Source organism: Actinosynnema sp. NPDC023587 (assembly GCF_040640215.1).
Classification (GTDB): Bacteria; Actinomycetota; Actinomycetes; order Mycobacteriales; family Pseudonocardiaceae; genus Actinosynnema.
This window is the reverse complement of the sequence record NZ_JBFABG010000003.1, coordinates 662,979-685,845: the sequence shown is the minus strand read 5'-3', so window position 1 is coordinate 685,845 and position 22,867 is coordinate 662,979. Positions and strand designations below refer to the sequence as shown.

Genomic DNA, 22,867 nt, shown 5'->3' with positions numbered 1-22,867 from the left:
TGGTCATGCCCTGCTGAGGTGCTGGTGATGGATCAAGCGGCGTTGAACTGGTCGGCGAGCGCCACTGCGAAGGCGTCTGGGACGTTGACGGCCGCTTGGACGTCAGCGGGTGTCACGGCTCGGCCCTCCTGGCGCACCTGGGCCGCTTTGGCACCGAGAACGGCTTGCAGATGCGTCGGGAGCTTCAACGCCCCACGAGGTGCGGCAGGGACCGCGCGATCAGCCGGCGCGGCCGGGGCGTTGGTAGCGATCCGGTCCCGGGCTTCGTTGCATCGGTGCTGGATGACCGGCACGACTTCGGCGATGAGAAACACGACGAGGGGCACCACCAGGTGCAGGAACACCACGCCGTACTCGACCGGTGGCCGGAGTGATGACCACACGTTGGTGACGAGCGTCGCGCCGAGCAGGACCCGTTTCAGCCAGACCACCGGACGGGCGTCGACGGCCAGGCCCCGAGACAACATCTCGGCTTCCCAGCGCAGCAGCGTGACGAGGATGCCCGCCAGGGCCGGTTCCACCAGCCAAGCGCCCCACCACAACGCATCACCCGCCGAGAGGTGTCCGGCCAGGAACTCGTGCACGCCTGTCGTGGTGAACCCGAGGCCGAGCGCCAGGAAGAACCACATGGAACGGGTGATGGAGACGCGGAAGCGGTCCAGGCGCACCGCGTGCAGCAACGGGTCCGAGGCCAGGCCGTGCAGTTGGTGTGACTCGGCGAGGCGTGCCCGCAGCTTGCGCACGCTCCGAGTCTCGGCAGGCCCGTCCTCGGGAACCGTCATGCCGCGAGTCCCGCCGCACGGGCACGACGTGCAGCCACGGAGCGGCCGAGGTGGACCAGGCGCACGACCTCGTCGAAGGTCACCGGCTCGACCACCATCGGCACCAGGCGGAATGGGCCGATGGTCACCGCAGCTTTGTCCGTCCGCACACCGTCGAGGTCGGACGTCGTCACCGAGGCCGTGAGGCCGAATGCCAGCCCTGTTCGGTTCCGGGCGGTGGCCGAGACCGTGAGGGTGTTGTCTGGACGCAACGTCCACGTGAGGGTCAGCCCGTCGAGCCGGGTGACCCAGAGCAGCAGCGCGGCCAGGCGGTCCGGCGCGGTGCCGGACGCAAACTCGGCGTGCACCGAGCCGGACCGGCCGAAGATGACCAGTCGGTCCGGCCGGGGCAGGCCCGAGGTGCGCATGAACGACCGCAGGGTGCGAATGATCCGGTCCAGCGAGTTGGACATGACAAGACTCCAAGTGCGAAAAGGGATTCAGGCGACAGAACGCAGGCCGGGACCGCCCTTGACGAAGGCCACGAGTTCGTCAATGTCCGCGTCACTGGTGTAGGCCGCACGCACCCGCCGAGGCGAGCGGGACCGGCCGTCGACCCGGAACCCGATACCGGCCGAGGACCCGTCAGCGGCGATTTCGTCGGCAATCGCCCCGCGCTCGCGGGCACCGTCGCCCAGGACCATGTCGGGGTGACGTTCGCTCGTGACGCGCAGGCACACCCTGTGCGGCAATAGGTCACGGACCGGGAGCACGTCCTTGGACGGCTCCTGCACATAGACGTCGATCACGTCGTTCGTCGCGCGGCCCATCGAGGAGATGACCGCGCACGCGTCGGTGATCTCGTGCGCGTACTCCGCGTTGTACGACATCAGGAAGCCGACCTCATCCAGGATCAGCCAGTCCACGGGATGTTCACGCGACACGGGAACGCCGCGCTTTCCCTTGCGCTGCAACCGCTTCTGTTTGCGTTCCATGTTCGACACAAACCGTGCGATCAACTCGGCGCAGTCCTCCGGGCTGTCCGCGTACCGACCGTCCAGGATCGGCCGCAGGGCCACGAACTCGAACAGCTTTGGGTCGCACACCCACGGCCGCACCAGGCTGTCACGGATCATCGGCGCGACCGCCCGCAGCTTCGCCATGACGACCGAGTTCTTGCCCGCCCCGGTCGCACCGGCCGTCAGGTGGTGCGTGCCGATCAGCGGCTCACGCCACTCCCCGCCCAGCTCCGTCTCGCCGAGGCACAACGACCGCAGGTCGACGGCGTCGGACGACTCCGGCATGGCCGGCGCGGGAATGACCCGGTCGAACGGTTCGTCCCGCTGGACGATGAGCACAACCTCACCGGGTCGCCCTTGTTCGACCGCGACCCGTTCGGCCTTGAGCGTCGCCGCGAGCTCCGGCAACACCGCCGAGAACGCCCGCAACGCCTGACCGGGCACCAGGCGAACCCGAACCGTGTCGATCGACGGAGACCAGGCACGGACCCGCAACACGCGCGGCACCAACATTTCGCCGGTCTTGTGGTGCACCTTGGTCAGCCCGCACGAGCCCATCAGGTTCACCCACCGCCGGCCGCCGTAGGCACCGGCCCACCGACGCCGCCACGCCCGCAGCACCGGGGCAGCCCACACGTCGAACGTGTCCGGATGCCCCCGGTACCAAGCCGCCGCGCCGAGCACCAGTCCGCTGACAACACCGCCGGTAGCGGTCGCGCCTAGTTCGGCCGCCGAGGCCCCCACAGCGCCGGGACCGACAACCGCACCGGGATGGCGGACCAGCCACCGCACGGTGCGGAACTCCCACCCGACCGAACGCCGGGACGTGCCCGAAGGCAGTTCAGCCATGTACTTGCCCCCTCTGGTTCGAGCACGGCAACGGCCGACCACCAAGACGAGGTGACCGGCCGTGGCCGTGACTTTCTTGTGCGCTACTTGCCCGAACGCCGCCGACGCGGTTCGAGCTGTGAACGCGAGTACGACAGCGACGTCCGCAGAACCGCCACTGACCGCACGAACGTGTTGTGGTCGCCCTTGAACCCCTCACGCCGGTAAGGGATGTCCAAGGTGGCCAGCCGGAGCTGACGCATGGCCTTGTCCAGGCAGTCCAACGCCGTGATCAGTTGTTGCGACATCAGACCTTCCATTCACGGGTCTTGAGTTCGGTCTCGTACTGAGCCGCCTTGTCCTTCAAAGCCGTCAGATTGCGCTTGACCTGGTCTAGGAGCTTCCGAAGCTCGTCCGGCGGCGTGACCCGCCAGGACCCAGGAGGAGCCGGGTTCTCCCGCATCCGCGCGATGAGCTTGTCCAACGGCTCGAACTGCTCCGTCACCATGTCGATCGAGTTGACCAAGTTCGCGTACCTCTGTTCGGCACGCTTATTCGCGCCAGACACCGTCACCACCTGTCCGGGTTGTAGAGGAACCGGAACAGCGCTTGGCGCAAGGCCACGTGGTCCGCGCCGTGAGTGTTCGCGTCAGGGAACCCGTGACGCGTCAGCACGTCAGCGACCTCGATGACCAGGCCGAACGTGAACCGCGCGTCACCGTCCGGCGACACCTGAACCGGGAACAGTCCCGTCGTCATCGTTCTCCCCTCATCTCGAAAACGTAGGCACACCAACGAAGTGCGCCCTGTTTCAGGCATGGCTCTACTCACTGTGGAATTGACAAAGAACAAGCAGCCCAAGGAAACGGCTTGGGGAAGCGTCAGAAGACGAACGAGGATGCGGCGATCAGGCCGCGCTGCGCACCGGACGTGCCACCGGCTTCAATCCGGCCGCCTTGAACCAGAGACCAGCCGAGGCGATCTTGCGCGGGTCGACGCGGTCCGGGATCTCGTAGGTGTTCACGACCACGTTGACCAGCTCCACGTACATGCCCTCTTCGAACCCCTCGCCGGGGTCGCCGGGCAGGTTGACGCGGATTTCCTCGCCCTTGCCCGCCTTCCGACCCTCGATGGGCATCGGCTTGGCGAACAACGTGACGACGTACTGCACCTCACCGGACATCCGGTCCACGACCGGTGTCACGGTGCCGTCTTCGGCCTCACGCATCTTGGCGGCCGGAGCTTCGGTGATCATCAGCCGGTAGCCGTTCAACATGACCGGCAAGTCCTGCAACGCCATCTGGAAACCTCCACCCGATGCAGGCGACCCGGTGCCGCCCACCCACTAGAACCAACATAGCTAGTGAAGCTAGTAGGGTCACTAGGCCGATCAGGTGACTTCCAGCTCAGCTAGCTCTGCCGCTACAGTGCGTGTATGGCTCTAGACGCGACGGACCCCAGACCGGCCTACCAGCAGATCGCGGACGACCTGCGCCGCTTCGTGGCGTCCGACGACGCCCAGGTGGGGGACAAGCTTCCGTCACTGGCCGAGCTGCAAGCCAAGTACGGCCGCGCCGTGATGACGTTGCAGAAGGCATTGGACGTGCTCCGCGCCGAAGGGCTGGTGATCTCCCGCCAGGGCGAGGGGACGCTGATCGTGAAAAAGCCGGAAGCCCATGCGGGGGACAGCAGTCCCTCACCGCATGAGCTTCGGCAGATGTTCGAGCGGATCAACAACGCCCTGGACGACCTCAGCCGGCGCGTTTCCGCCGTGGAGGCTGAGCTTTTCGACTCCACTTCAGGCGATCCTCAATCCGGTCAAGCCGGTCGCTGAGGTCCGCCATGCGCGCCAACGTCAACTCCACCACGGCACGCATGTCCCGCCAGTCTTCGTCTGTCCACTTGCTCTCGCCGCCGGACAACATGCCCCCAGTTGGCTACATGATCGGTTGTTGTGGTGCGCACTCGTCACGAGCGCGCTCGAACTGGTCATGCCGAACCTCCCGGCGACACGGGCGGTCCCGCGCCGGTCTCGGCGAACCACGGTGTCTCGACCACCACGGGCGGGTCTTCGTCCAAGGCGTGTCGACCGATCGCTTCGTCGACTTCCGCCGGGGTCGTGCCCACCGCAGCGGCCAGCGCCTCGAAGTCCAACGGCTTGAGCCGCGTCAACGCCTGGCATCGGTCCGCGAACGCCGCAGCGGCTTGCGCCAACTCCCGCGCGAAGTTGATGGCCATCTCTGCGCCACCCTCGCGGCCCGCGATCTGCACCGTGATCTGCGAACCCGCAGACAGCACCACCAACGACGGGTGCCCCTGCGCGTGCTCGACCAACGTCGCCTCCGCGTCCTCCTCGGGTTGGAACAGCACGTAGAACCCCATCGCCCCACCTCCGCGCTTCGGTTGCTACTTCCACAACCACAGTCGCCCGCGCGCAAGGCCGATCCCATACCGATGACCATTGGGGCTATCGGGTGCACCACTAACCGCAGCTCAGCGCAGTAGTCGTCGGGTTACACTCCGAATACAGGCAGTCGGACGAGGGGGCATCGGTGGGCACGGGCAAGCGTCGTTGTCGCACGTGTGACACCTGGTTGGCGAGCGACAACCAGGGCACGCAGTGCGGCCGATGCGCAGCCGCACACACCATGCACGCCCCTATGCTGCCCGCCGAGTTCTGGAACCAACACGCGATCCGTGAGGCGTTCGCGTCCCGCAGCATCGGCCAGGTCCTCCACGCCTACCGCCAGGCCCAGATCCCCACACTGCCGCAAACAACCCTCGCCGTCTGGCTCGACCTGTCTCAAGGCCGGGTCAGCGAGATCGAACGCACCCGCCGCCCGGTCACCGACCTGGAACGCCTGGAACGGTGGTGCGACGCCCTCCACGTGCCGCAGTACCTGCGGTGGTTCAACGGGGGAGCGTTCGAAGTCGGTGATGCGGAAACCCAAGGGACGCAAGATAGATCACTAGCCGACCTCGGGCTCTCGTACGCGGCATCGCTCCCGTCTACGGTGGAAGTGGTTGCCGAACTCGGGAGGCACGACATGGAGCGCAGGACCTTCCTCACGGGCGCGCTGTTCAGCGTCGCCGCATCCGTCGCCCCTAGCCGTGACTGGCTGCTCGCCACCCTGGACGAGGCCGGAGCCGCGCGAGGAAAGATCAGCAGCGAACAGGTCGAGGCCATCCGCCGCACGTTCGGCGTGTTCCAGGAACTCGACGTCATGCGCGGTGGAGGCCACGCCCGCGAACAGCTCTCCAGCTACCTGACCTCCCAGGTCGTGCCCTTGCTCCGCAGCAACGACCCGACCACCGAGAACGGCCGCGCGCTGTTCGAAGCAGCAGCGGAACAGCTCTACCTGCTCGGGTGGATGGCGTTCGACAACGGGGAACACTCCCTGGCCCAGCGCTACCTCATCCAGTCCCTGCGCCTGGCCCAGGCCGCCGGCAGCCCCGAGCTGGGTGCCCACGTCCTGGCGGGCCTGTCCGACCAGGCCACCCTCACCGGCAATCCCGACCACGCCATCCAGTTGGCCAAGGCCGGGCGCGCCGGACTCGCCCACGGCCACTCCGATGCCTGCCTGGCCGACCTCTGGGCGTTGCAGGGCCGCGCCGAGGCAGCGATGGGCGACGCCAAGGCAGCCGCCCGCAGCGTGCACCTGTCGGAAACCGCGTTCGCCGATGTCGAGCCCGACACCGAACCAGAGTGGGCGAGGTTCATCGACCCGGCCTATCTCAACGGCGAGTACGCCCACACCTTCCGCGACCTCCAGCGCCCCGACGAGGCCGCCCACTTCGCCGGCCTCTCGATCGCCGAATCGGAACGCCAGAACCGCGCCCGCCGGGGCTCCATGGCCCAGGCCGCCCTGTCCCGCTCCGCGATCGACCGCCACGACCTGGAAGCCGCCGCATCCGCTGGCATGGCCGCCGCCAAGCTCGCCGCGACTGTCAAGTCCTCCCGGTCCGTTGAAGCCGTCGCCGACCTCCGCAACCGCCTGCGTGACCACCGCGAGTCGCCCGCCGTCCGTGACTTCCTGGACGTCTCCGCCGCACTCCTGCCCGCGATGGGGCCACGAACCCAGGCGTGACGCCGGAGCCTCTGCGGATGCTGCCCACAGGTCACCCGACCGTTTGGTCATGATCTATCGGCGGTAGGCGTTGATCTGCGGATAGCGGCACCGCCACTAGATCTATCGGTAATCGGGATGGAATCACCCCGTGTCGGCCCAAGAGTGTGGGCACACCACCAGCCGACATGGAGCAGCCTCACATGACGTCACCACCTTGCCCGACTATCCAGGGTCCGCCGGTCATCCATGCGGTTGTGGACGAGGACAACGAGGTCGCGGCGTGGATAATCGAAGCGTTCCCCCGGTACGTGCTGATCCTGTTCGCCGACGGGAGGTCGACCTACGCCACCCATAGCACCGAAGATGCCCTGGCCTTCGTCAGCAATGCCGCAGCCCTTGACTGCCGGCTCGTCGCGATGATCACAGGGGAGCCATCCGAAGGTCATGGCGAAGGTGCGGAGTTGTGGCAGGCGTGTCCACTCATGCGCGTATGAACCCCGACAGCCTTGGTCACACGGTCGTGGGGTGCGTATGGCGATGACCATCCGTCTGCGAATCGACAACTTCCGCAAAGCGTCGACGCTTGCCGGCTATACCAGCGTCTACGGCCTGGCCAAGGCCATGGAGGTCAACCGCAGTTCGCTGCAACGCGTGCTTGAGGGCGTCATGCGGCCAGGCTCAGCGTTCATCGCGGGAGCGGTCACCGTGCTCAAGCCGTTCACCTTCGAGGACCTGTTCGAGGTAGTCGCCTATGTGCCTCAGAAGAAGCGCGACAACGACCCCGACGACTGGTGACACGTAGAACGGCCCAGACCACCAGCCCGCTTCCGCTCATGGGGCACCGCAGTCCCTCACCGGGCGTGTTCAGAGTTTCTTTTCTTGGTCAAGGCGGCCCCCTCCGGGGGCCGCTGGCCGTTGGTGCCCAACCGACGTCGAAGGATCGACGCCCCTGTAGTGCGGCACGCCCAAGCGGGCCTGGCGGCCCGCGGGCGTGCCACGCGAGGAAGGGCGCCGGTCCCGACGTCGGCGAGGAACGGCCAGCGACCCCCGAAGGCGACCGCAAGAGCAAAGCATGTCCTCGCCGGACGGGCAGGCCAGCAGGATGACCAGGGGACACCGCTAGCTCGGCTATCAGCGTGGGCCGGGGCTTCGTGTCATCCCGCCGACCTCCCCAAGGGCAACCACACGCGTCAAGGGGGCAGACCCAGCGCAATGCGCCTGCTGTGACGGAAGGTGCCCCCTTGACACGCGCGGTTGGGACGAGCCAGGTCGGCGGGATGATACGAAGCCCCTCGCGTGGAGACTAAGCTCACGTTCCATGGACACGAAGTGGGCTAAAGAAAAGTTGATTGAGTACTGCGAGCAGTTTGATGAAGTTGATCAACTGCAGAACTACGACTGGTATCAGGCAAGTGCACTCGACCGACTAACGCCCACGGTTTTGAAAATCCTACGTGCCGTTGGAGTCAGAGTGCAGAGCGTGGAAAATTTCGGATATCCCGAGTTTCTTCGCCTTAAAAGTGCCACCTGGCGCGGGATTGGCGTCCTCGACGACTGGGGAGAAATCGAAAATCGACTCAAGCCGATTGCACCCAACATGTCGGCCGACCAGCTTCACCCGTGGGTATGGGACGCCGCGCGAACCTTCTGGCAGTCCAGGCATTACCGTGCAGCAGTACAGACTGCGGCTACCGCAATCAACGCACACCTACAAGACAAGGTTGGCCGTAGAGATATATCTGATGACAAATTGATCGGAAGGTGTTTCTCGGAAAATCCGCCCGACTCATCGAATCCACGACTGCGCGTGAAGGGGGATCAATCCGATCCGACGATTCAGAGCTTGCAGCGAGGTGCAGGGCAGTTGGGTTTTGCATGCTTTTGGGCTATTCGCAATCCCGCTACACACGAAACCGGCGAGTGGGCGGAAAATTTTGCCCTAGAACAATTGGCCACCCTCAGTTTCCTTGCGAGGATTATTGACGAGTGCGATGTAATAACGGTTTAACGTAAGCGGTCCGTGTGGCCGACCGAGCTTGAGGTGGGCATCGAGTGGTTCCTAAAACGAAGGTCAGGCGCTCGGCTGTCACCTGTAAATAGGTTAACAGCTTGACGGCATCGAACAGCTCGTAGGCTTGCCAATGGCAAGAGTGGAGATCATCTCCATGCCTTACCCGCATGAAACGACGGCAGATTACTGCAGCGGACAGTCAGCAACGCTCAACCGGTTCGGCGCATCAGCCCAGGTGAGGAGCGATATGCGCCAAGCATGGCGGATGATGACAAGCGTCTCGCTCTAATCCCGAGGTAGCAGGTCGGAACGAGCGCCAAGTGGTGGGCCGGAGCGGTGGTCGGGGCGCTCGGCTGCCGCGCCTGTGGACAGCTCGACGCCTTGGCGGCATCGACCAGCCCACAGGCTTGCCTCCGGGAAGGTGTGGTGTGGTCGGGCGGGACAAGATCCATGCCACACTTTTGCCCCACAAAACGACGGCAGACGACCAGGGAGCACGATCAACAGTGATCGTTCGCGGACGCTAAGCGTGCTGGTGGTGGTAGGTGCTAACAGACGTCGATAGATGACAGGGGAGGCGGCCAACAATCCGTCAGATTGTGGGCCGAGAAGCTGGCGGACCGGGCGGCCGCGCTTTGTTCTCCCCGCCCGCCAAGTCCTTTTCGGCCCTCACTGTGTCGCCTGGGCAAGCGGACGGTGCCCGGTTTGGCGGCCACCCACCTGCGCCCGGCGACGGGAGGTAGGGCCGAGGCTGGGCGAGCGGGACAGCGGCCGACCGGCCCGCCAGCTCCCGTCATCGTGGAGCGCTGACCATGCCCGTCGAGGATGACTGGTGCTTGCGGAACATCCACAGAACAGCGGACGGGGTGAGTTGCCGAAGCGCCTTCCTAACAGCACAAACGGCCAGTGCCGTAGTTCAGCACGATGGAACTTGGCCTCACCCAGTCCAAGATCAGATCCCCGACTTATCCCCGACAAACAACGGCGAACGACCGGGTTGGATCGTCCATCTTGGTCGTTCGCGACCGGGAATCATGCAGGCAGTGGTGGTTGTCGACAGGTGTCGGCAAGCCACGATTGGTCAAGATCCGCGATCCGCGGGTTCAGGGTTTCAGTGGACGTGGCTCGGTTCGGACCTGTGTGCAAGCTAGGTTGAGGGAGCTCGTCTTGACCGCAACGTTGACCGCAACGACCGCTACGACGAGCACCGACGAGCACCCTTGCTGACAGACCCTGAACTGGATGGGCAGGGGAGAGGGGTGGCGTGCGGGTTGCTGGCAGTGTGAGGGTCAGGGGTTCGAGTCCCCTCAGCTCCACAATCGAATACTGCATACGAATCGCCCGCTGACCTGCGGTAATGCAGGTGGCGGGCGATCTTGCTTTTTCGTCCACTGTGGACTGCGGTGGTCGAGCTGGAGCAAATCTGGAGCAGGCGGTCGCTCCGGACGAAATGTTGTCAGCTGTGTGCTCCAGTCTCGGTAACCCGGCTGGGTGGTTCTGCCCGGTGACTTTTCGACGGCCGTAGCGGCTGCGGATGCCCAGTTCCGGTGTGCCACCCACAAACGGTCCCGGACGGCCGTCAACGGGCGCGTGGGGCCGCGTTGTCGCTAGAAGATGTCGGTCCGTTGCCAGTCGACACATGTGGGGCGTTTGCCGGTCCGCATGAACTCGTGCAGAAGACTGCGAAGCACGCTCAGCGGCAGGGCGGCTTCCCTGGGGAACTCGGTGCGGGTGTCCCTGTCGATGTAGAGCGTCACGCCGGTGAGCAGCGGGGTGGCCGGCTGCCGGGGCAGGGCGATCCATGCCGTGGTGTCATCCGCCTCGCCTGTCATGCCGGCTGGCAGGAAGCCTCTCGGGCAGAACAGGTGGACGGCGGCGATGTTGTGCTCGGTGTCGAGGTCGAACTTGAGCTGGTGGTCCGGCAACTCCTCCGGTCCGATCGTCGGCCGGTCCCTGGCGTACACCACGGTCGGGTGCGGTTGTGGATTGGCCAGGATGTCTGTCATGACATCGTCCAAGGCGATGTCATCGTCCACGGTGACAGGCTCGTTGGCGCGGTTGCCGCCGCTGAAGTAGTAGACGTCGAGCGGAGTCACGACGGGCTCGGGCAGGTAAGAAACGTCGGGCACGACCGCAGCATGCGGAACAGACACACATGGCGGTCGGTGCTCACGGTGACCCGCCGTAATTCCAGGTCTGGTCGATGCCCCGGTACTGCTCGACCGGGATGGGCCGCCGTCCGTCGGACAGCAGGTCGCGGCAGAGGGTGCCGTGGAGGTGGTCCACCCGGTCTGCCGGTCGGCCTTCACCCAGTTGTGCAGGGTGTAGGCGCTGATCCCCAGATCCCGCGCGACCTGCGCGACCGGCTTGCCGGTCTCGGCCACGATCCGCACCGCACCCGCACGGAACTCCGGATCGGGCCGGCGTCTCTTGTCTCCCACGGCCCAACCATCTCTCTTGGTTCAGGTCTCCACGCTACGAGGGGAAGCACACAGACGACATTTCGGTAAGCACAGTGTCGAACGTTGTCGACTTACGACGATCAGCTCCATTTTTCGCTGGCGCAGACGACTGCTGTCCTTCGCCAAGACCGCACGCCGAGCGAGACCACAGTGGTTCACGCCGTATCACCACGGCCGTGCCGGTGACCCGTCGGAGCTTACACCCCATACGAGCAGCTGATCGGCCTCCTGGCTCCGTCCCGCCTTGCGGATGAGTTCGATCAATGGGTGGAAGGCGAATCTATTGCCAGCATGTACCTCGCGCCAGAGCAACTGCTGCTCATCTTGTTCTGCCAGCAGTCGAGCCAAGCCGCTGGCGACCGACGAGTCTCCGGCATTGACGTGATCACGCAATACGGCGATAGCCTGGTCGACTCTGCCCTGTCTCACCAGCAGGTCGCTCAGTCTGACTACGGCCTGTGAGTCGCCAGCGGCGACGCGGGCCCGTAGTAGTGCGATGGCTTCGTCGGCCTTGCCCTGCTTGACCAACAGGGCATCCAGCATGACGGCGGCGTAGCTGTCGCCGGCGTCGATACGGGCGCGTAACTCCTCTTCTCGTTCTTGCATAGCCAGCAGGTGAGCCAACTCGTAGGCGGCGCAGCTGTCACCAGCGTCGGCACGAGCCCGCAACTCCTTGATCCGGCCTTGTTTGGCTAGTAGTTTTCCCAGTTCGAAGACGGCGGAGTCCTCACCGGCGTCGGCGTGTGGGCGCAGTAGTGCCAGGCCCTCGTCCACCATACCTTCGTCAGCGAGTCGTTTGGCCAATGCTGCGGCTGCCTCGACGTCACCAGCGTCGGCGCGGGTGTACAGCTCCTCCATCCTGTCTTGTCGGAGCAGTATCTCGGCCAATTCCGCGGCTGCTTCGGCTTCGCCGTCGTCGGCATAGGGACGCAGTAACGTCGCGGCTTCGTCATCCCGGTCGTGATCGACCAGAAGTTCAGCGGTTACGAGGGCGGCATAAAGGTCTTTATCAGCATAAGGGCTCAGTAACGCGACGGCGTCGTCGACCGTGTCAGGTCCTGCCCAGGGGCTGTGCACCAGCGTGTCGGCCAGCAGTACGGCTGCTTCGATGTCGCCTGCGTCGGCGCGGGTGAACAACTCCTGAAACTCGTCCCGGTCGAGCAGCAGTTCAGCCAATCCTTCGGCTGCCTCGGAGTCGCCAGCGTCGGCGTGAGGGCGGAGCGTCGTCACGGCCTCATCGGTTCTGCCCTGCTCGGTCAGTAGGTTGGCTAATCGGACGGCGGCATCGGCTGCCCGGTCGGCGAGGGTGCGATAGAGGCGCTCTGCGTGATGGTACTGCAGTCTTTGCCACGCATGCGTGGCAAGGCGGTGGCGGTCATCGGCTTCGTGGACATAGTCGATGAAAGCGTTCCAGGTAATACTGTCGAGCAGTTCACTGCGGCGCTCGCAGAGGAGTTGCTGGAGCAGATAGTCAGTGACGGTGTAGCCGATGATGCCGCGGTGGTCGGCGGTAGGAATGGTCTGCAGTGGCGCAGTGGCGGCATCCTCACGGCGATCGGTGCGTGTTAGTTCCGCAACGGCATCGCCGAACCAGGTGTCGTCGGGATGGACGTCGACGAGGTAACCGCGGGAGGCTTCGCGTAGCAGTTCCCGGCTCAGTGGTCCCTGGATGCCAAGGCGGCGGGCGTCAACCGCTGCGTGGACCACCGCCTGCCGCGTAAGAGGCGCCTCGCGGTAGCGCTGCATGATGCGCGGGGCGCCGGCGAGCGTCTCGGTAACGTTGAAGTCCACTCCATCGGCGGCAGCGGCCAGCCGCGGATCGCGTATACCCAGCTCGCGGGCAAGCCGCTTTTCCTCCTCGCTGAACGTGTCCACCCGTAGCTGTTTGGTCCGCAACGCGAGTACGTCGGCGGCTGCAGGGTAACGAGATTTGGTCGCGCCCTTGTCGTCGGTGTCGGTGGCGCGGAGCTGGTCGAGATAATTCGGCCACAGGGTGGCGAGCACGATCACTGGCGTGTCGCCGTCGAGCAGACGCCGCAACGCACCGGCGCTAACCGGCACTTGTCCGACGGTGCCGTCGGGGACGAAGTAAGGGCCGCTCAAGAAGCGTTGCAGCTCGTCCAACCACACCACCACCGGTCCCGGTGGCCCAGCCTCGGCCAAGGCGTTGACCGCAGCGCCGTCACCCAGGTCCGGTACTAAGACCAGGAAATCACCCAGCTCCCGACGGGCAATGTCGTACAGCAGTCGAGTCTTGCCCACACTGGAGGTGCCCACCAGCAGCAGGAAACCGCCCTTGCGGCGGGCCGGGCGCATCCATTTCGCAACCTCTTGTGAGGCATTGCGGTCCACGAACAACGGCAGATCCGAGTCCAGCAGGTCACCAGCAGCCTGCCATGGCACCCAATGCCGACGTCGAGCCCTGCCATAGTCGACCGGCAGTGGCAGGGCCTCGTGCACCCGCGCCCGTCCCGCCGACAGTACCTTCATCCTCGGCAACACCCCGACTCTCCCGGCAGCCACAGGGAGCACCTCGGCAGCCGCGTTGACGTCGGCATACGAGCGGCGACTCTGCCAGATCGACGCCACGCTCAACACCGCGGAAATTCCGCCGATCACCATGCCGAATACGCTGGCTCGCTGGTCACGCTCTTCCCATGACAACGACCAGTAGGAGTCGAGCAGCTGCAACAGCGACGGCAGCCACCATGCGGAACTCAATCCCACCGCTGCTAGCACCAGCCATAACCTCAGCAGCCTAGGCCGTCTCACCCTGCCCACGACACCACCCACCACTGCCCGCTCGCGGCACGACATCGATCACTGCGACCCTACGGCCGCCGCTCGTTCTCCGGATACCAAGGTGCGGGTAGCCACGAGCGCACCAAGGCCAACATTGTGGAGGCGTTGCGCCGTTCGATCCCGCTCCGCGTCGACCGCTTGCGAGGGATCGGACGCGGAGTGCGTGCCATGGCCTCCGACTCGTCTGCGCTGTGCGGGCAGTGCGGTGACGGGAAGGTCGCGGTTGCCGCGGACGGCTCGGTGTGGCCGTGCGTGTTTTCGCGTTGGCTGCCGGTGGGTAACGTGCGGCTTGCTCCGCTTGTCGAGATCCTGAACGGACCAACCATGCTGGCGACGACGACTGCATTGGCCGAGCGGTTCGCGCAACGACCGGTGTCGCCGTGTGTGCCGAACATGTGCGGCCCGCAGTGCGGGCCGAGTTGTGGCCCGGCGTGCAACCCTGCGGGCAACTGCACGCCCAAGGGGAAATGCGTCCCGACCGAGTACTGATCAAGGACAGCCCATGCTTGCCCGCCGCGCGTACATCCCTGACGACCTACTGCCCTCCGGTCTTCCGGATTCACGACCGTGGCCGCTCACCGTGCCGTGCGTGGCGCAGATGGCCGGGGAAGGCATGGTCTTCGAGCGGCCGATCACCTTCCTGGTCGGGGAGAACGGTTCGGGGAAGTCGACCCTGGTCGAGGCGTTCGCCGAGGCATGGGGACTGGACGCGCGCGGCGGGCGAGCGGGTCGCAAGTACGTCAACGACCGGCCGAAAACGGTGCTGGGTGACCTGCTCCGCTGGGAGACCACGGCCGCGGGCACCCGGCAGAAGAGCGGGCCGCGGACCAAGCGCCGGGGATACTTCCTGCGGGCCGAGACGGCGTTCGGGTTCATGGAAGCCGTCAGCGGGATGCGCGGCTACTGGGAAGAAGACACCAGCGAGATGAGCCACGGCGAAAGCTTCCTCACCGTGCTGGCGAACATGTTCCGTGAACCCGGCTTCTACCTCATGGACGAGCCCGAGGCGGCGCTGTCGTTCACATCCTGCCTACGGCTGGTCAACCTCCTGCACGACCTCGGTGAATCGGGAGCGCAGGTGATCTGCGCGACGCACTCGCCGGTCCTGGCCGCCACACCGGGCGCCGACATCATCGAAGTGGGCGACCACGGGTTCCGGCGGACGAAGTGGGAAGACCTCGCACTGGTCGACCACTGGCGCCGGTACATGAACAACCCGGCCGCCTACCTGCGTTACGTCACCGAACAGTGAAAGAGGGCGAGGTGCCGATCGACACAAGCGAAGCCGACGCGCGGTTCCGGCAGTGGATGCGCGACAACCTCGACCGCGCTGCCGAACACTTCGGCGTGGTTGTGACCGGGGACCCGCTGCTCGGCTGGCACGACCGGTCGATCAGCACTCCCGTCCGCAAGGGCGACGCCGAGTACTGGCTGCGCGTCGTGTCCGAGGACAAGCAGTGGGTCGCCGGCGACTTCTGGACGGGCAACCTCGACGCGAACGTCCTCGCCGACCTCGCCAAACCGCGCGTCCTGGACGTGGTCGAGTGGGAGGAATGGCGACAGCAACGCGCCGAACTCATGACCCGCATGCCTGGCCAACCTTGCTCACCCACCGACGCACTGCGCACCGCGGTCGAACTGCCCGACGAGTGGTGGGCCGAGCTGCGCCGCACCACCAACACTGTCGCGGCGACACCGACCGCACGCGTCAACAGCAGCCAGGACAAGATCACCGACCGGATCGTGCAACGCTTCGGCGACGCCGTCGACCCCACCGTGCCCGAATGGGAGACCGTCCACGGCGATGTCCACTGGGCGAACCTGCTGCGTCCGCGGTTCGGCCTGCTCGACTGGGAATGGTGGGGACGCGGACCCGCGGGAACCGACGCGGCGACCCTGCTGTGCTACAGCCTCCTGACGCCCACGATCGCGCAGCGAGTACACGACGTTTATGCCGACATCCTCGACACGGACACGGGTCGGTTCGCGCAGCTCTACACCATCGCCCGGCTGTCGCGTCGAATCGGCGGCGGAGAGTTCCCCGACCTCGCCGAACCGCTCGAAAGACACGCGCGAACGTTGCTCGGTCACTGAGGACCCCTTTCACGCTGGTGGTCTTCTCGCGAAGGCGGTCGGCGGAGAAGACCTTCCCGTCGAGGACCACGTGGCCCAGCCCCTTGTCCTCGGCGCGTCGCAGGGCGTCGTGTGGGTCAGGGGCCTGGTCGGCGAGCACGGTGACGGTCTCGTCGTGGTAGCGGTGTGCGCGGTGGCCCTGCTGATGCCGAATCCGGCGCTTGCCGTAGTTAGGAGGCGAGGGCGTCCACTGCCGCTTGGTCGAGGGCGTCGGCGTTGATGCGGCCGGTGGCGATCATGTCGGAGTGTTCGTTCGTCGCGCATGTCGCTTCCGCCTGCGCCATGTGAATTGAGGGGCGGGCAGCTCAGCCGGGCCGACCGTTGGTGGGTTTGGGCGTACAACATGGTCGGGTGCGGCTACGGGTGGCCAGAATGTCGATCAGGACGTAGTCGAGGGTGGCCTCGGAGTGCATGACGACCGGCTTGTCGGCGTGGTTGCCGCCGTTGAAGTGATAGATGAGGAGACCACGCATCGGCTACGCCATCCTGCGCCAGGAGCTGTCACCGACGTCGACGACGGCTTTGTCCCAGCGGTCCTGCAGGCACTGGAGCAGGCGGCTGGTGACTTCGGGGGCGACGTGGGAGTAGGTGCGTTGGACGGGGTCTTTGAGGATGTGGCCGAGTCGGAGTGACTGGGCGATCTCGGGGATGGTGTCGGCGATCATCCAGGTCTTGTGGCTGTGGCGCAGTCCGTGGAAGGTCAGGCCGGGCTTGACCGGTTGGAGGCGCAGGACGGCGCGGGGCTGGTTGAGGTTGCCGTCGGCGGCGGGGCGCATGGCGCGTTTGCTGAAGTTGCTGCGGCGCTGGAGTGCGCCTTCGGGGGTGGTGAAGACGTGCGGGTGGACGTGGTTGTCCAGGTGCGCCCGCAGGAGTCGGACGAGTGACGGGTTGAGGCTGATGGTGCGGGCGGAGGCGTCGGTCTTGGGCTGGCCGAGCCAGAGCTTGCCGCCGGCGGATTCGTGCAGGGCGCCGTTCTGGGGGTCGATGATGAGGAAGCCTGTGTCGTCGTCGAAGAGGTGGAGGTTGTGGCGTTGCAGGCCGGTCAGCTCGCCCCAGCGTGCGCCGGTCCAGCCTGCGGTGATGACGAGCATGGCTCCGATGGGTCCGTAGAAGGCGGCGACTTGGTCGGCGATGCGCAGCACCTCGGTGGGCTCGGCCCAGACTTTCTCGGGGATGCGGGCGGCGTGGTTGCGGCGTCCGCGTCGTCGCGGCCGGATGGGGTTGGCGACGATGAGCTTGTCCTCGGCGGCGTCGGTGAGGATCTGGGAGAGCAGCTTGACGAACCCGGCGACGGTCACCGGTGACAGGTGTCCGGCGCGCAGCTGCTTGGCCCATGCCTGAACCTTGAGGTTGGTGATGTCGGCCAGGGCGGTGTCGCCCCAATGGGGCGTGATGTGGTTGCGCACGATGCTGCGGTAGTTGTCCTCGGTGCGGGTATCGACGTCGAGGGCGTCCCACCAGTCGGTGAGCCACTCCTCCAGGGTCGTGCGACCGTCGGTGGGGTCGAGCCAGGTGCCGCGACGTTGGTCGGATTCGAGGTCGTTGGCGTGGTCCTGGGCGGCTTTCTCGCTCCTGAAACCGGGGATGGACCCGATGGTGGCGTCGTCGCGGCGAAACCGGACGCGCCAGTGGTTGCTTCCCGACTGCTCCACCCAGGCCATGTGTGCTGCTCCTTCGTTCGGTGGTGGTGTGGTGGTCACGGTGTGACAGGAGGATGAACGCTCCTACGGTCGAGTAATGCAAGCGTTGCGGCACAAGAACTTTCGTCAGTTCCGAGAGGACTTGGTGCGCTTGGCGGGTGGTCTTGTGGAGCGTGCGAGTCGGGCGCCTGTCTGGGCGATCGAGGTGAGGTCGTCGCTGGAGAAGCGCAGGTGCTTGCCGAGGAAGGTGCACGGGATCTCCCGGCGTCCTGCCTTGCGTCGAAGCCACGACTCGCGGACGGCCAGCAAGGCCGCCGCTTCGGCGGGGGTGTACAGCAGACGGTAAGTGTCGGCGTCGTATCGAGGCACGGAGCCCTCCGGAGGTGGTCGAGGGTGCGATGACACCCTTTAACTCCGGAATAAGGACCGTTGGGGGACACGCGCCGACAAGATCTTTTCGCCGGCTTCGGCCCAAACGGTCGTGTGGACCGGCCCGTAAGGCGGGTACCAACCGCTTACCGAACTGGTACCGCGCTTGGTAACCGCTGCTCAGCGCCTTCTGTTCGTGTCTGGATCAGCGACATGACCGACACGGATCGCACGATCGGCGACCGGGCGCATCCGAATAGTTATATACCTCGTAAGCTGCGCCGGGTTCCAGACCGCGTGAGAACCGACGAGGATCCATGGCTGACCGACACCTGATCGACGTGCACGTCCTCCTCGTCCGCGACGACGACATCCTGCTTACCCGCCGCCGCGACACCAACCCGCTCTTCGACGGCCTGTGGCACCTGCCCTCAGGCAAGCTCGACGCGGGAGAGTCCGTTCTCGATGCTGCTGTCCGCGAGGCGAAGGAGGAAGTCGGCGTCCACGTCGACCCCGCGGACCTGCGCCTGGTGCACACCCTGCACGTCAACGGCTCCGGTCCCGAACCCCGCCTCGGTCTCTTCTTCGAAACCCGCCACTGGACTGGGACGCCGACCAACCGAGAACCCGACAAGTGCTCTGCGGCCCGCTGGTTTCCCCTCGACGCCCTGCCCGACCGGCTCATCGACTACCCGGCCGCCGGCATCCACGCCTACCGCACCGCTACCACCTTCGGCACTCGAGGCTGGGCCAGACATGCAGGGACGTTCTGAAGCGTCGGCCAGCTTAGTGGTCCTTGTCCCGCCGGTTATTTTCTCGACCTGGTGAAAGGTGTGGATTTCCTCCATAGTGCCTTGCTGATCCGCGAATCAGCTAAGCCTTGTATCGTCCCTAAAAGGCGGTCCATGACCAAGGCTGTCTGACCTCTCCTTTCAGGCAAGCTACTCGATGGTGTGCCTGGTTTCTCTTTTTGGAATCGGTGCTGGCTTTGTTCAGGGCGAAGGCGGTCCAGCGGAGTTCGGTTGTGGTAGCCAGTGTGCGGTAGCCGGGCCAAGTGGTGACGTCGTAGCCGCCGTAGGCGTCGATGAACGCTGTGTACTCCGAAGATGTGATACGGGCGAAGTCGGTGTGGTCGACAGCCAGAGGGATGAGATCCCACTCGCGAAGGCCGAGTCCTAGGTTGTCGAGATCCAGGAGCACGGGGACACCGTCGGCGGGGACGGCCACGTTGCCTTGCCAGGCATCGCCGTGGACCACGCACCGGGGCGATCCGACCTGCAGTTGCGCGTACTCGCGACGCAACCTCTTCAGCAGGTCTTTGAGCCACGTCCGGTCGTGCTCGGAAAGCGTGGCGGCGGCAGTGAGCGCCTCGTCCAGCCCAGCGAAGGGATCAAGCACAGGCAGGGCTGGCGAGAGGGGCGGAGCCAGTGTGTGGAGTCGTTTGAGCACGGCGCCGAGTTCGACGGGGGTGGCGTATCGGTGTTCTGGGATGCTCGCCCACCAGGTGATGGGCCGATCGTCGACCATGGTGGGCTGGCCGATGCCGTCGAGTGCTTGGACCGCGGGTATGCCGGTGCGGGCCAGCCAGCGCGAGGTGTGCAGCAGGCGGGTGGCCGTCTCGCGGGAGCCGTCGGGGCCGATGCGGGCGATGATGTCGCCCGATAGTCGGTAGAGGACGTTGACGCCGTCGCGGATCAGTTCCGCGCCGGAGGTCGGTACACTTGCTTCTTTGCCTGCAGCGGCCAGTACTCGGTAGGTGGCCTGGTCTTTGTCGACCTCGGAAACGTCAGGCATCGTTGATCGCCGATGCCAGCGAGTGCGACAGGTCCGCCACCTCGGGAATTGCCAGGTGCTGTCCGCTGGCGCGCATCAGGGCACGCAGTTCCCCGTTCATCCGCTGGGAGTGGAACATTGCGGCGTCCGCAACGGCCTGTCGCCCCAGTGCGGTGGCTTCACGTGGGTCGCCGATCGACATGTGCAGTGCGGCCAAGCGTGTCCTGGAGAACGCCCGCGACCGCGGATAGGCGTCGCTGTGCAAGCGGACTGCCGTCTCCAGGCGTTTAGCGGCCTCACCCGGCCGCCCGGTAGCGATGGCGATAGGGATCAGCGCCCTGGCGCTGCTGCCTGCGTGTTCGGCCTCGTCGTAGTAGACCAGCCAGGCGGGCTCGGTGGCCGTTTGGCGCTGCGCGAAGTCCGAGTCGGCGCGGTCCACCTGTGATCGCGCTTCTTCATGACGGCCGAGCATGGCCAGCACTCTGGCACGGACCACCCCGATCACGGCCCTTGCCGTGGCCGTCAGTCGATCGGCACGGACCTGGGCGAACTCGATCAGCGACAGGGCTTGGTCCAAGTCGCCCAGGTAGACGGCCTGTCGAGCCATGTCGGTGAGAGTGGCCGCGCGCAGTTCCCACGAGCCACCCTGCTCCGCACACGACAGGGCGAACCGGAAACAGCGCGCCGCGACCGGGTGATCGCCGACGTCGAAGGCCGAGAACGCCACCACGCCGGCCAGGTTCCCGACAGCCTCGAACAACGCCACCTCGACTGCGGGCTCGGAATGCACCTTCAACATCCGACTCGCCCAACGCAGGTGGGCGATGCCCGCCTCACTCGTCATCCCTCCGCCATAGAGATTCTCGCTGGCCGCCAGCGCGCTGGTCATCAACTTCACCTGCCCGACCTCGGCCCGGCCCACGCGCCGTCGAGGCGGTGCGTCCAACGTCAGGTCGGCGATCGACTCGACCACGTCTGACTTGGTGTCGACGCGGGTAGCCGAGGCAGACAAATTGGCCTCAAGTGAGACCGTGTTCTGCGGTACACGCCTTACAGGCGACTTCCCTCGCAGCCTTTTTTGCTCACTCCTGCACCGTTCTCGCAACGCGATCAGTGCGCCCATTGCGTTCAGGGCTTGATCCAGGGCTCGAATGACTTCGGCGGAGGGAAGGTTGTGGCCGACGCGTTCGGCCAGGGACACATACTGCCTGGTGTAGCCGATCATCCGGGCCAGTTGTGGCTGGCTGAGTCCGGCTTCGGTGCGTCGTCGGCGGATCTCGTGAGCGAGCCGGACACCGGCTGGTGCGGTCATGTCGGAGTGCTCATCCTCGCTCATGTCGCCTCCGCCTGCGCTAGGGGGCAAATAGGGGGCAAATCCGCGTGTCGACTGTTTGCGTTGTTCCCTGATCGTACCGGTCCTGGTTGAAATGCGTATCTACCGATTTCGGCGGGTCGAAAGGGAAGGCGATGATGCTGGTCTCGTCAGGACGCGCGGCTGGGCGGGTGTCCGGATGCTCGATGGCGCGGACGGCCAGGTTCCGACCGGAGTTGCTGTCCCCGGCGATCACGACCAAGTCCTCGAAGGCGCCTTCGGCCTCGTCTTCGTTCGCGTTCCCTGCATCGGCAGGACCTCGACATCCGACGGATGGGTCGACACAAGCTCGCGCGCCGAACGTGGCCGCGCCATGCCGCTCGTGTGCAGCCGGACTCGGTCGGACTTATCGGCCTGTTCTGCACCACGCCAGACCGAAGCTTGATCATCGCCGCCGACCGTGTAGCGGCCCCCGAGCACAACTGAGGAACGTCGATGGACACCGACGGCGAGAAGTCGCCCGCCATCACGAGGTTGAGTACAGCTCACAGCCGTGAGCTCGGCGAGGAACTACGCCGCATCCGCCGCACCGCTCGCCTGTCCTCCGCAGTCGTCGCCGAGAGCCTGGGCTGGTCGCTGGGCAAGCTCAGCAAACTCGAGACCGGCAACCGCGGCACCAGCCCCTGGGGGATCGCCACCCTCCTTGGCCGCTGCGTCGCCGACGAGGCCACCCGCGATCGCGTCATGGCCATCGCCCACGAGCCCGACACCGGCACCTTCACCCGCACCCACCACGGCAGCCCCGACACCCTCACCGCCCTGACACTGCACGAACACCTCGCCCACAGCGTCACCGCCTACGAACCGCTCACCGTCCCGGCCCTTGCCCAGACCACGGCCTACGCCGGCGCACTGACTGGTGACCAGAACCTGGCCGCCACGCGTGTCGCGCGTCAGGACCGTCTCCTATACCGCCGCACCCCGCCGAACGCCACGCTCTACGTCCACGAAACCGCGCTGCGGCTGGTCGTCGGCAACCGCGCCGCCATGCGCGACCAACTGCTCTACCTCACCCTGCAAGCAGGTCAACCTCACATCACCGTCCACGTCATCCCCATGACCGCACCAGCCCACCCCGCCCTGCGCCACCACGCTGCACTGTTCACCTTCGCCCCACCACTGCGCCCGCTGTCCTATAGCGAAAACGGCATCACCACCGTCTTCCACGACAACCTCCACGCCGTCGAACACCACCAGCGTCGATTCCGCGAACTCCACGCCCGCGCCCTGCCCGCAGCTCAGTCTGGCGAGGTCATTGCCCACTGGGCCGACGCCTACGACAAGGGAATCCGCTGATGGGACCGCGCCCGTTCCGGTGGCAACCTCACGACGGCAAACGCCATGCCATCGACGACAACGCCATGCCTACCCAGAAGACGACCACGCTGTGCGGGGCGGAGTTGACCGTTCCCGCTGCGCGCGCCACTAAGCGACAGTGGTGCTGGCCTACCTGCGCGGCGTGCGACGCCGCCTGGCGCCTTGCCGAGGGCATCCCCCTTTTCCTCCCGCAGCAGCGCGACACCAACCCGAAGACGGCGCAGCCCCACGAAAACCGCCGTCCAACGCGCACCTGACCCGCCCGACAGTCAAGTCCGCCGATCCTCGCTACGTCTTTCGTCAGAGCCCT

Annotated in this window: 27 protein-coding genes and 1 pseudogene; 11 read left to right on the top strand and 17 right to left on the bottom strand. The window is 65.8% G+C overall.

Translation table 11 applies throughout. From position 1 onward, the window contains the following. Positions 1-32: 32 nt before the first annotated feature. The 7 genes from AB0G01_RS11975 to AB0G01_RS11945 form a co-directional block, all read right to left on the bottom strand. A complete protein-coding gene (locus AB0G01_RS11975; protein WP_360943124.1) occupies positions 33-743 on the bottom strand; it encodes a hypothetical protein in 711 nt (236 codons plus the stop codon). A 35-nt stretch (positions 744-778) separates the two neighbouring features. Then, positions 779-1,234 (bottom strand): hypothetical protein, encoded by a 456-nt coding sequence (locus tag AB0G01_RS11970; RefSeq protein ID WP_360943121.1) that lies wholly within the window; start codon positions 1,232-1,234, stop codon positions 779-781. Between the two features lie 27 nt (positions 1,235-1,261). Continuing rightward, positions 1,262-2,629 carry an FtsK/SpoIIIE domain-containing protein gene (locus AB0G01_RS11965; protein WP_360943118.1) on the bottom strand — a complete coding sequence of 456 codons (1,368 nt, stop codon included), beginning with the start codon at positions 2,627-2,629 and terminating at the stop codon, positions 1,262-1,264. 83 nt (positions 2,630-2,712) lie between these two features. Continuing rightward, on the bottom strand, positions 2,713-2,916 hold the full coding sequence (locus AB0G01_RS11960; RefSeq protein ID WP_360943115.1) for a hypothetical protein: 204 nt from the start codon (positions 2,914-2,916) through the stop codon (positions 2,713-2,715). Next, entirely contained in the window at positions 2,916-3,134 is a 219-nt protein-coding gene (locus AB0G01_RS11955) for a hypothetical protein (RefSeq protein ID WP_360943112.1), read from the bottom strand. The genes AB0G01_RS11960 and AB0G01_RS11955 overlap by 1 nt, the downstream gene beginning before the upstream one ends. A gap of 44 nt (positions 3,135-3,178) precedes the next feature. After that, on the bottom strand, positions 3,179-3,367 hold the full coding sequence (locus AB0G01_RS11950) for a hypothetical protein (protein ID WP_360943109.1): 189 nt from the start codon (positions 3,365-3,367) through the stop codon (positions 3,179-3,181). A 148-nt stretch (positions 3,368-3,515) separates the two neighbouring features. Next, a complete protein-coding gene (locus AB0G01_RS11945; RefSeq protein ID WP_360943107.1) occupies positions 3,516-3,908 on the bottom strand; it encodes a hypothetical protein in 393 nt (130 codons plus the stop codon). Between the two features lie 135 nt (positions 3,909-4,043). Here AB0G01_RS11945 and AB0G01_RS11940 point away from each other — a divergent pair, with 135 nt between their 5' ends. Then, positions 4,044-4,442, top strand: coding sequence for a GntR family transcriptional regulator (locus tag AB0G01_RS11940; protein ID WP_360943105.1), 399 nt, complete (start codon positions 4,044-4,046; stop codon positions 4,440-4,442). A gap of 155 nt (positions 4,443-4,597) precedes the next feature. Here AB0G01_RS11940 and AB0G01_RS11935 read toward each other — a convergent pair whose 3' ends face one another. After that, positions 4,598-4,990 carry a hypothetical protein gene (locus tag AB0G01_RS11935; RefSeq protein WP_360943102.1) on the bottom strand — a complete coding sequence of 131 codons (393 nt, stop codon included), beginning with the start codon at positions 4,988-4,990 and terminating at the stop codon, positions 4,598-4,600. Positions 4,991-5,268: 278 nt separating this feature from the next. Here AB0G01_RS11935 and AB0G01_RS11930 point away from each other — a divergent pair, with 278 nt between their 5' ends. The 4 genes from AB0G01_RS11930 (at position 5,269) to AB0G01_RS11915 (ending at position 8,686) form a co-directional block, all read left to right on the top strand. Then, on the top strand, positions 5,269-6,696 hold the full coding sequence (locus tag AB0G01_RS11930; RefSeq protein WP_360943099.1) for a helix-turn-helix domain-containing protein: 1,428 nt from the start codon (positions 5,269-5,271) through the stop codon (positions 6,694-6,696). Positions 6,697-6,932: 236 nt separating this feature from the next. Continuing rightward, positions 6,933-7,172 (top strand): hypothetical protein, encoded by a 240-nt coding sequence (locus tag AB0G01_RS11925; protein WP_360943096.1) that lies wholly within the window; start codon positions 6,933-6,935, stop codon positions 7,170-7,172. A gap of 43 nt (positions 7,173-7,215) precedes the next feature. Then, a complete protein-coding gene (locus AB0G01_RS11920; RefSeq protein ID WP_360943093.1) occupies positions 7,216-7,473 on the top strand; it encodes a transcriptional regulator in 258 nt (85 codons plus the stop codon). A gap of 523 nt (positions 7,474-7,996) precedes the next feature. Next, positions 7,997-8,686 (top strand): TIGR02391 family protein, encoded by a 690-nt coding sequence (locus tag AB0G01_RS11915; protein WP_360943090.1) that lies wholly within the window; start codon positions 7,997-7,999, stop codon positions 8,684-8,686. Positions 8,687-10,296: 1,610 nt separating this feature from the next. Here AB0G01_RS11915 and AB0G01_RS11910 read toward each other — a convergent pair. From AB0G01_RS11910 to AB0G01_RS11900, 3 genes and pseudogenes are all read right to left on the bottom strand, one after another. After that, the gene (locus tag AB0G01_RS11910; protein WP_360943329.1) at positions 10,297-10,818 is read right to left on the bottom strand and encodes an Imm1 family immunity protein; all 522 of its coding nucleotides are present in this window, start codon (positions 10,816-10,818) and stop codon (positions 10,297-10,299) included. A gap of 162 nt (positions 10,819-10,980) precedes the next feature. Beyond that, positions 10,981-11,130: pseudogene (locus AB0G01_RS11905) on the bottom strand (transposase); the annotation flags it as partial. A gap of 186 nt (positions 11,131-11,316) precedes the next feature. Continuing rightward, positions 11,317-13,890, bottom strand: a complete 2,574-nt coding sequence (locus AB0G01_RS11900) for a hypothetical protein (RefSeq protein WP_360943087.1) — start codon at positions 13,888-13,890, stop codon at positions 11,317-11,319. A 231-nt stretch (positions 13,891-14,121) separates the two neighbouring features. On the opposite strand from AB0G01_RS11900, the gene AB0G01_RS11895 reads away from it, so the two are divergent. From AB0G01_RS11895 to AB0G01_RS11885, 3 genes are all read left to right on the top strand, one after another. Continuing rightward, positions 14,122-14,442 carry an SPASM domain-containing protein gene (locus AB0G01_RS11895; RefSeq protein WP_360943084.1) on the top strand — a complete coding sequence of 107 codons (321 nt, stop codon included), beginning with the start codon at positions 14,122-14,124 and terminating at the stop codon, positions 14,440-14,442. A 109-nt stretch (positions 14,443-14,551) separates the two neighbouring features. Continuing rightward, positions 14,552-15,205 carry an AAA family ATPase gene (locus AB0G01_RS11890; RefSeq protein WP_360943326.1) on the top strand — a complete coding sequence of 218 codons (654 nt, stop codon included), beginning with the start codon at positions 14,552-14,554 and terminating at the stop codon, positions 15,203-15,205. A gap of 11 nt (positions 15,206-15,216) precedes the next feature. After that, positions 15,217-16,047, top strand: coding sequence for an aminoglycoside phosphotransferase (locus tag AB0G01_RS11885; RefSeq protein WP_360943323.1), 831 nt, complete (start codon positions 15,217-15,219; stop codon positions 16,045-16,047). 344 nt (positions 16,048-16,391) lie between these two features. Here AB0G01_RS11885 and AB0G01_RS11880 read toward each other — a convergent pair whose 3' ends face one another. From AB0G01_RS11880 to AB0G01_RS11870, 3 genes are all read right to left on the bottom strand, one after another. Further along, positions 16,392-16,559: a hypothetical protein gene (locus AB0G01_RS11880; RefSeq protein ID WP_360943081.1), complete on the bottom strand. Its 168-nt coding sequence runs from the start codon at positions 16,557-16,559 to the stop codon at positions 16,392-16,394. 3 nt (positions 16,560-16,562) lie between these two features. Next, positions 16,563-17,747 carry a multidrug DMT transporter permease gene (locus tag AB0G01_RS11875; RefSeq protein ID WP_360943078.1) on the bottom strand — a complete coding sequence of 395 codons (1,185 nt, stop codon included), beginning with the start codon at positions 17,745-17,747 and terminating at the stop codon, positions 16,563-16,565. A gap of 105 nt (positions 17,748-17,852) precedes the next feature. Continuing rightward, positions 17,853-18,095, bottom strand: coding sequence for a helix-turn-helix domain-containing protein (locus AB0G01_RS11870; RefSeq protein WP_360943075.1), 243 nt, complete (start codon positions 18,093-18,095; stop codon positions 17,853-17,855). A gap of 317 nt (positions 18,096-18,412) precedes the next feature. Here AB0G01_RS11870 and AB0G01_RS11865 point away from each other — a divergent pair, with 317 nt between their 5' ends. Then, positions 18,413-18,868, top strand: a complete 456-nt coding sequence (locus AB0G01_RS11865) for an NUDIX domain-containing protein (protein ID WP_360943072.1) — start codon at positions 18,413-18,415, stop codon at positions 18,866-18,868. Positions 18,869-18,986: 118 nt separating this feature from the next. Here the strand turns inward: AB0G01_RS11865 and AB0G01_RS11860 are convergent, their stop codons facing one another. Genes AB0G01_RS11860 through AB0G01_RS11850 form a run of 3 tightly spaced genes read right to left on the bottom strand, consistent with a single transcriptional unit; the run spans position 18,987 to position 21,436 of the window. Next, on the bottom strand, positions 18,987-19,889 hold the full coding sequence (locus tag AB0G01_RS11860; protein ID WP_360943069.1) for a phosphotransferase: 903 nt from the start codon (positions 19,887-19,889) through the stop codon (positions 18,987-18,989). Further along, positions 19,882-21,204: a helix-turn-helix transcriptional regulator gene (locus AB0G01_RS11855; RefSeq protein WP_360943066.1), complete on the bottom strand. Its 1,323-nt coding sequence runs from the start codon at positions 21,202-21,204 to the stop codon at positions 19,882-19,884. The genes AB0G01_RS11860 and AB0G01_RS11855 overlap by 8 nt, the downstream gene beginning before the upstream one ends. Before the next feature lie 16 nt (positions 21,205-21,220). After that, positions 21,221-21,436, bottom strand: a complete 216-nt coding sequence (locus AB0G01_RS11850) for a hypothetical protein (RefSeq protein ID WP_360943063.1) — start codon at positions 21,434-21,436, stop codon at positions 21,221-21,223. 239 nt (positions 21,437-21,675) lie between these two features. Between AB0G01_RS11850 and AB0G01_RS11845 the strand changes: the two genes are divergently transcribed. Both AB0G01_RS11845 and AB0G01_RS11840 read left to right on the top strand, forming a co-directional pair. Continuing rightward, a complete protein-coding gene (locus tag AB0G01_RS11845) occupies positions 21,676-22,536 on the top strand; it encodes a helix-turn-helix transcriptional regulator (protein WP_360943060.1) in 861 nt (286 codons plus the stop codon). Beyond that, positions 22,536-22,814, top strand: coding sequence for a zinc finger protein (locus AB0G01_RS11840; protein WP_360943057.1), 279 nt, complete (start codon positions 22,536-22,538; stop codon positions 22,812-22,814). Before AB0G01_RS11845 ends, AB0G01_RS11840 begins: the two co-directional genes overlap by 1 nt. Positions 22,815-22,867 lie beyond the last annotated feature (53 nt).

Bases quoted from the DNA above. Each gene is read 5' to 3' on its own strand.
- AB0G01_RS11855 (WP_360943066.1), bottom strand. From the start codon at position 21,204: ATGAGCGAGGATGAGCACTCCGACATGACCGCACCAGCCGGTGTCCGG.
- AB0G01_RS11915 (WP_360943090.1), top strand. From the start codon at position 7,997: ATGGACACGAAGTGGGCTAAAGAAAAGTTGATTGAGTACTGCGAGCAG.
- AB0G01_RS11845 (WP_360943060.1), top strand. From the start codon at position 21,676: ATGGACACCGACGGCGAGAAGTCGCCCGCCATCACGAGGTTGAGTACA.
- AB0G01_RS11970 (WP_360943121.1), bottom strand. From the start codon at position 1,234: ATGTCCAACTCGCTGGACCGGATCATTCGCACCCTGCGGTCGTTCATG.
- AB0G01_RS11875 (WP_360943078.1), bottom strand. From the start codon at position 17,747: ATGGCCTGGGTGGAGCAGTCGGGAAGCAACCACTGGCGCGTCCGGTTT.
- AB0G01_RS11940 (WP_360943105.1), top strand. From the start codon at position 4,044: ATGGCTCTAGACGCGACGGACCCCAGACCGGCCTACCAGCAGATCGCG.
- AB0G01_RS11880 (WP_360943081.1), bottom strand. From the start codon at position 16,559: ATGCGTGGTCTCCTCATCTATCACTTCAACGGCGGCAACCACGCCGAC.
- AB0G01_RS11930 (WP_360943099.1), top strand. From the start codon at position 5,269: ATGCTGCCCGCCGAGTTCTGGAACCAACACGCGATCCGTGAGGCGTTC.
- AB0G01_RS11865 (WP_360943072.1), top strand. From the start codon at position 18,413: ATGGCTGACCGACACCTGATCGACGTGCACGTCCTCCTCGTCCGCGAC.
- AB0G01_RS11920 (WP_360943093.1), top strand. From the start codon at position 7,216: ATGACCATCCGTCTGCGAATCGACAACTTCCGCAAAGCGTCGACGCTT.
- AB0G01_RS11950 (WP_360943109.1), bottom strand. From the start codon at position 3,367: ATGACGACGGGACTGTTCCCGGTTCAGGTGTCGCCGGACGGTGACGCG.
- AB0G01_RS11895 (WP_360943084.1), top strand. From the start codon at position 14,122: ATGGCCTCCGACTCGTCTGCGCTGTGCGGGCAGTGCGGTGACGGGAAG.
- AB0G01_RS11945 (WP_360943107.1), bottom strand. From the start codon at position 3,908: ATGGCGTTGCAGGACTTGCCGGTCATGTTGAACGGCTACCGGCTGATG.
- AB0G01_RS11840 (WP_360943057.1), top strand. From the start codon at position 22,536: ATGGGACCGCGCCCGTTCCGGTGGCAACCTCACGACGGCAAACGCCAT.
- AB0G01_RS11960 (WP_360943115.1), bottom strand. From the start codon at position 2,916: ATGTCGCAACAACTGATCACGGCGTTGGACTGCCTGGACAAGGCCATG.
- AB0G01_RS11890 (WP_360943326.1), top strand. From the start codon at position 14,552: ATGGCCGGGGAAGGCATGGTCTTCGAGCGGCCGATCACCTTCCTGGTC.
- AB0G01_RS11935 (WP_360943102.1), bottom strand. From the start codon at position 4,990: ATGGGGTTCTACGTGCTGTTCCAACCCGAGGAGGACGCGGAGGCGACG.
- AB0G01_RS11860 (WP_360943069.1), bottom strand. From the start codon at position 19,889: ATGCCTGACGTTTCCGAGGTCGACAAAGACCAGGCCACCTACCGAGTA.
- AB0G01_RS11965 (WP_360943118.1), bottom strand. From the start codon at position 2,629: ATGGCTGAACTGCCTTCGGGCACGTCCCGGCGTTCGGTCGGGTGGGAG.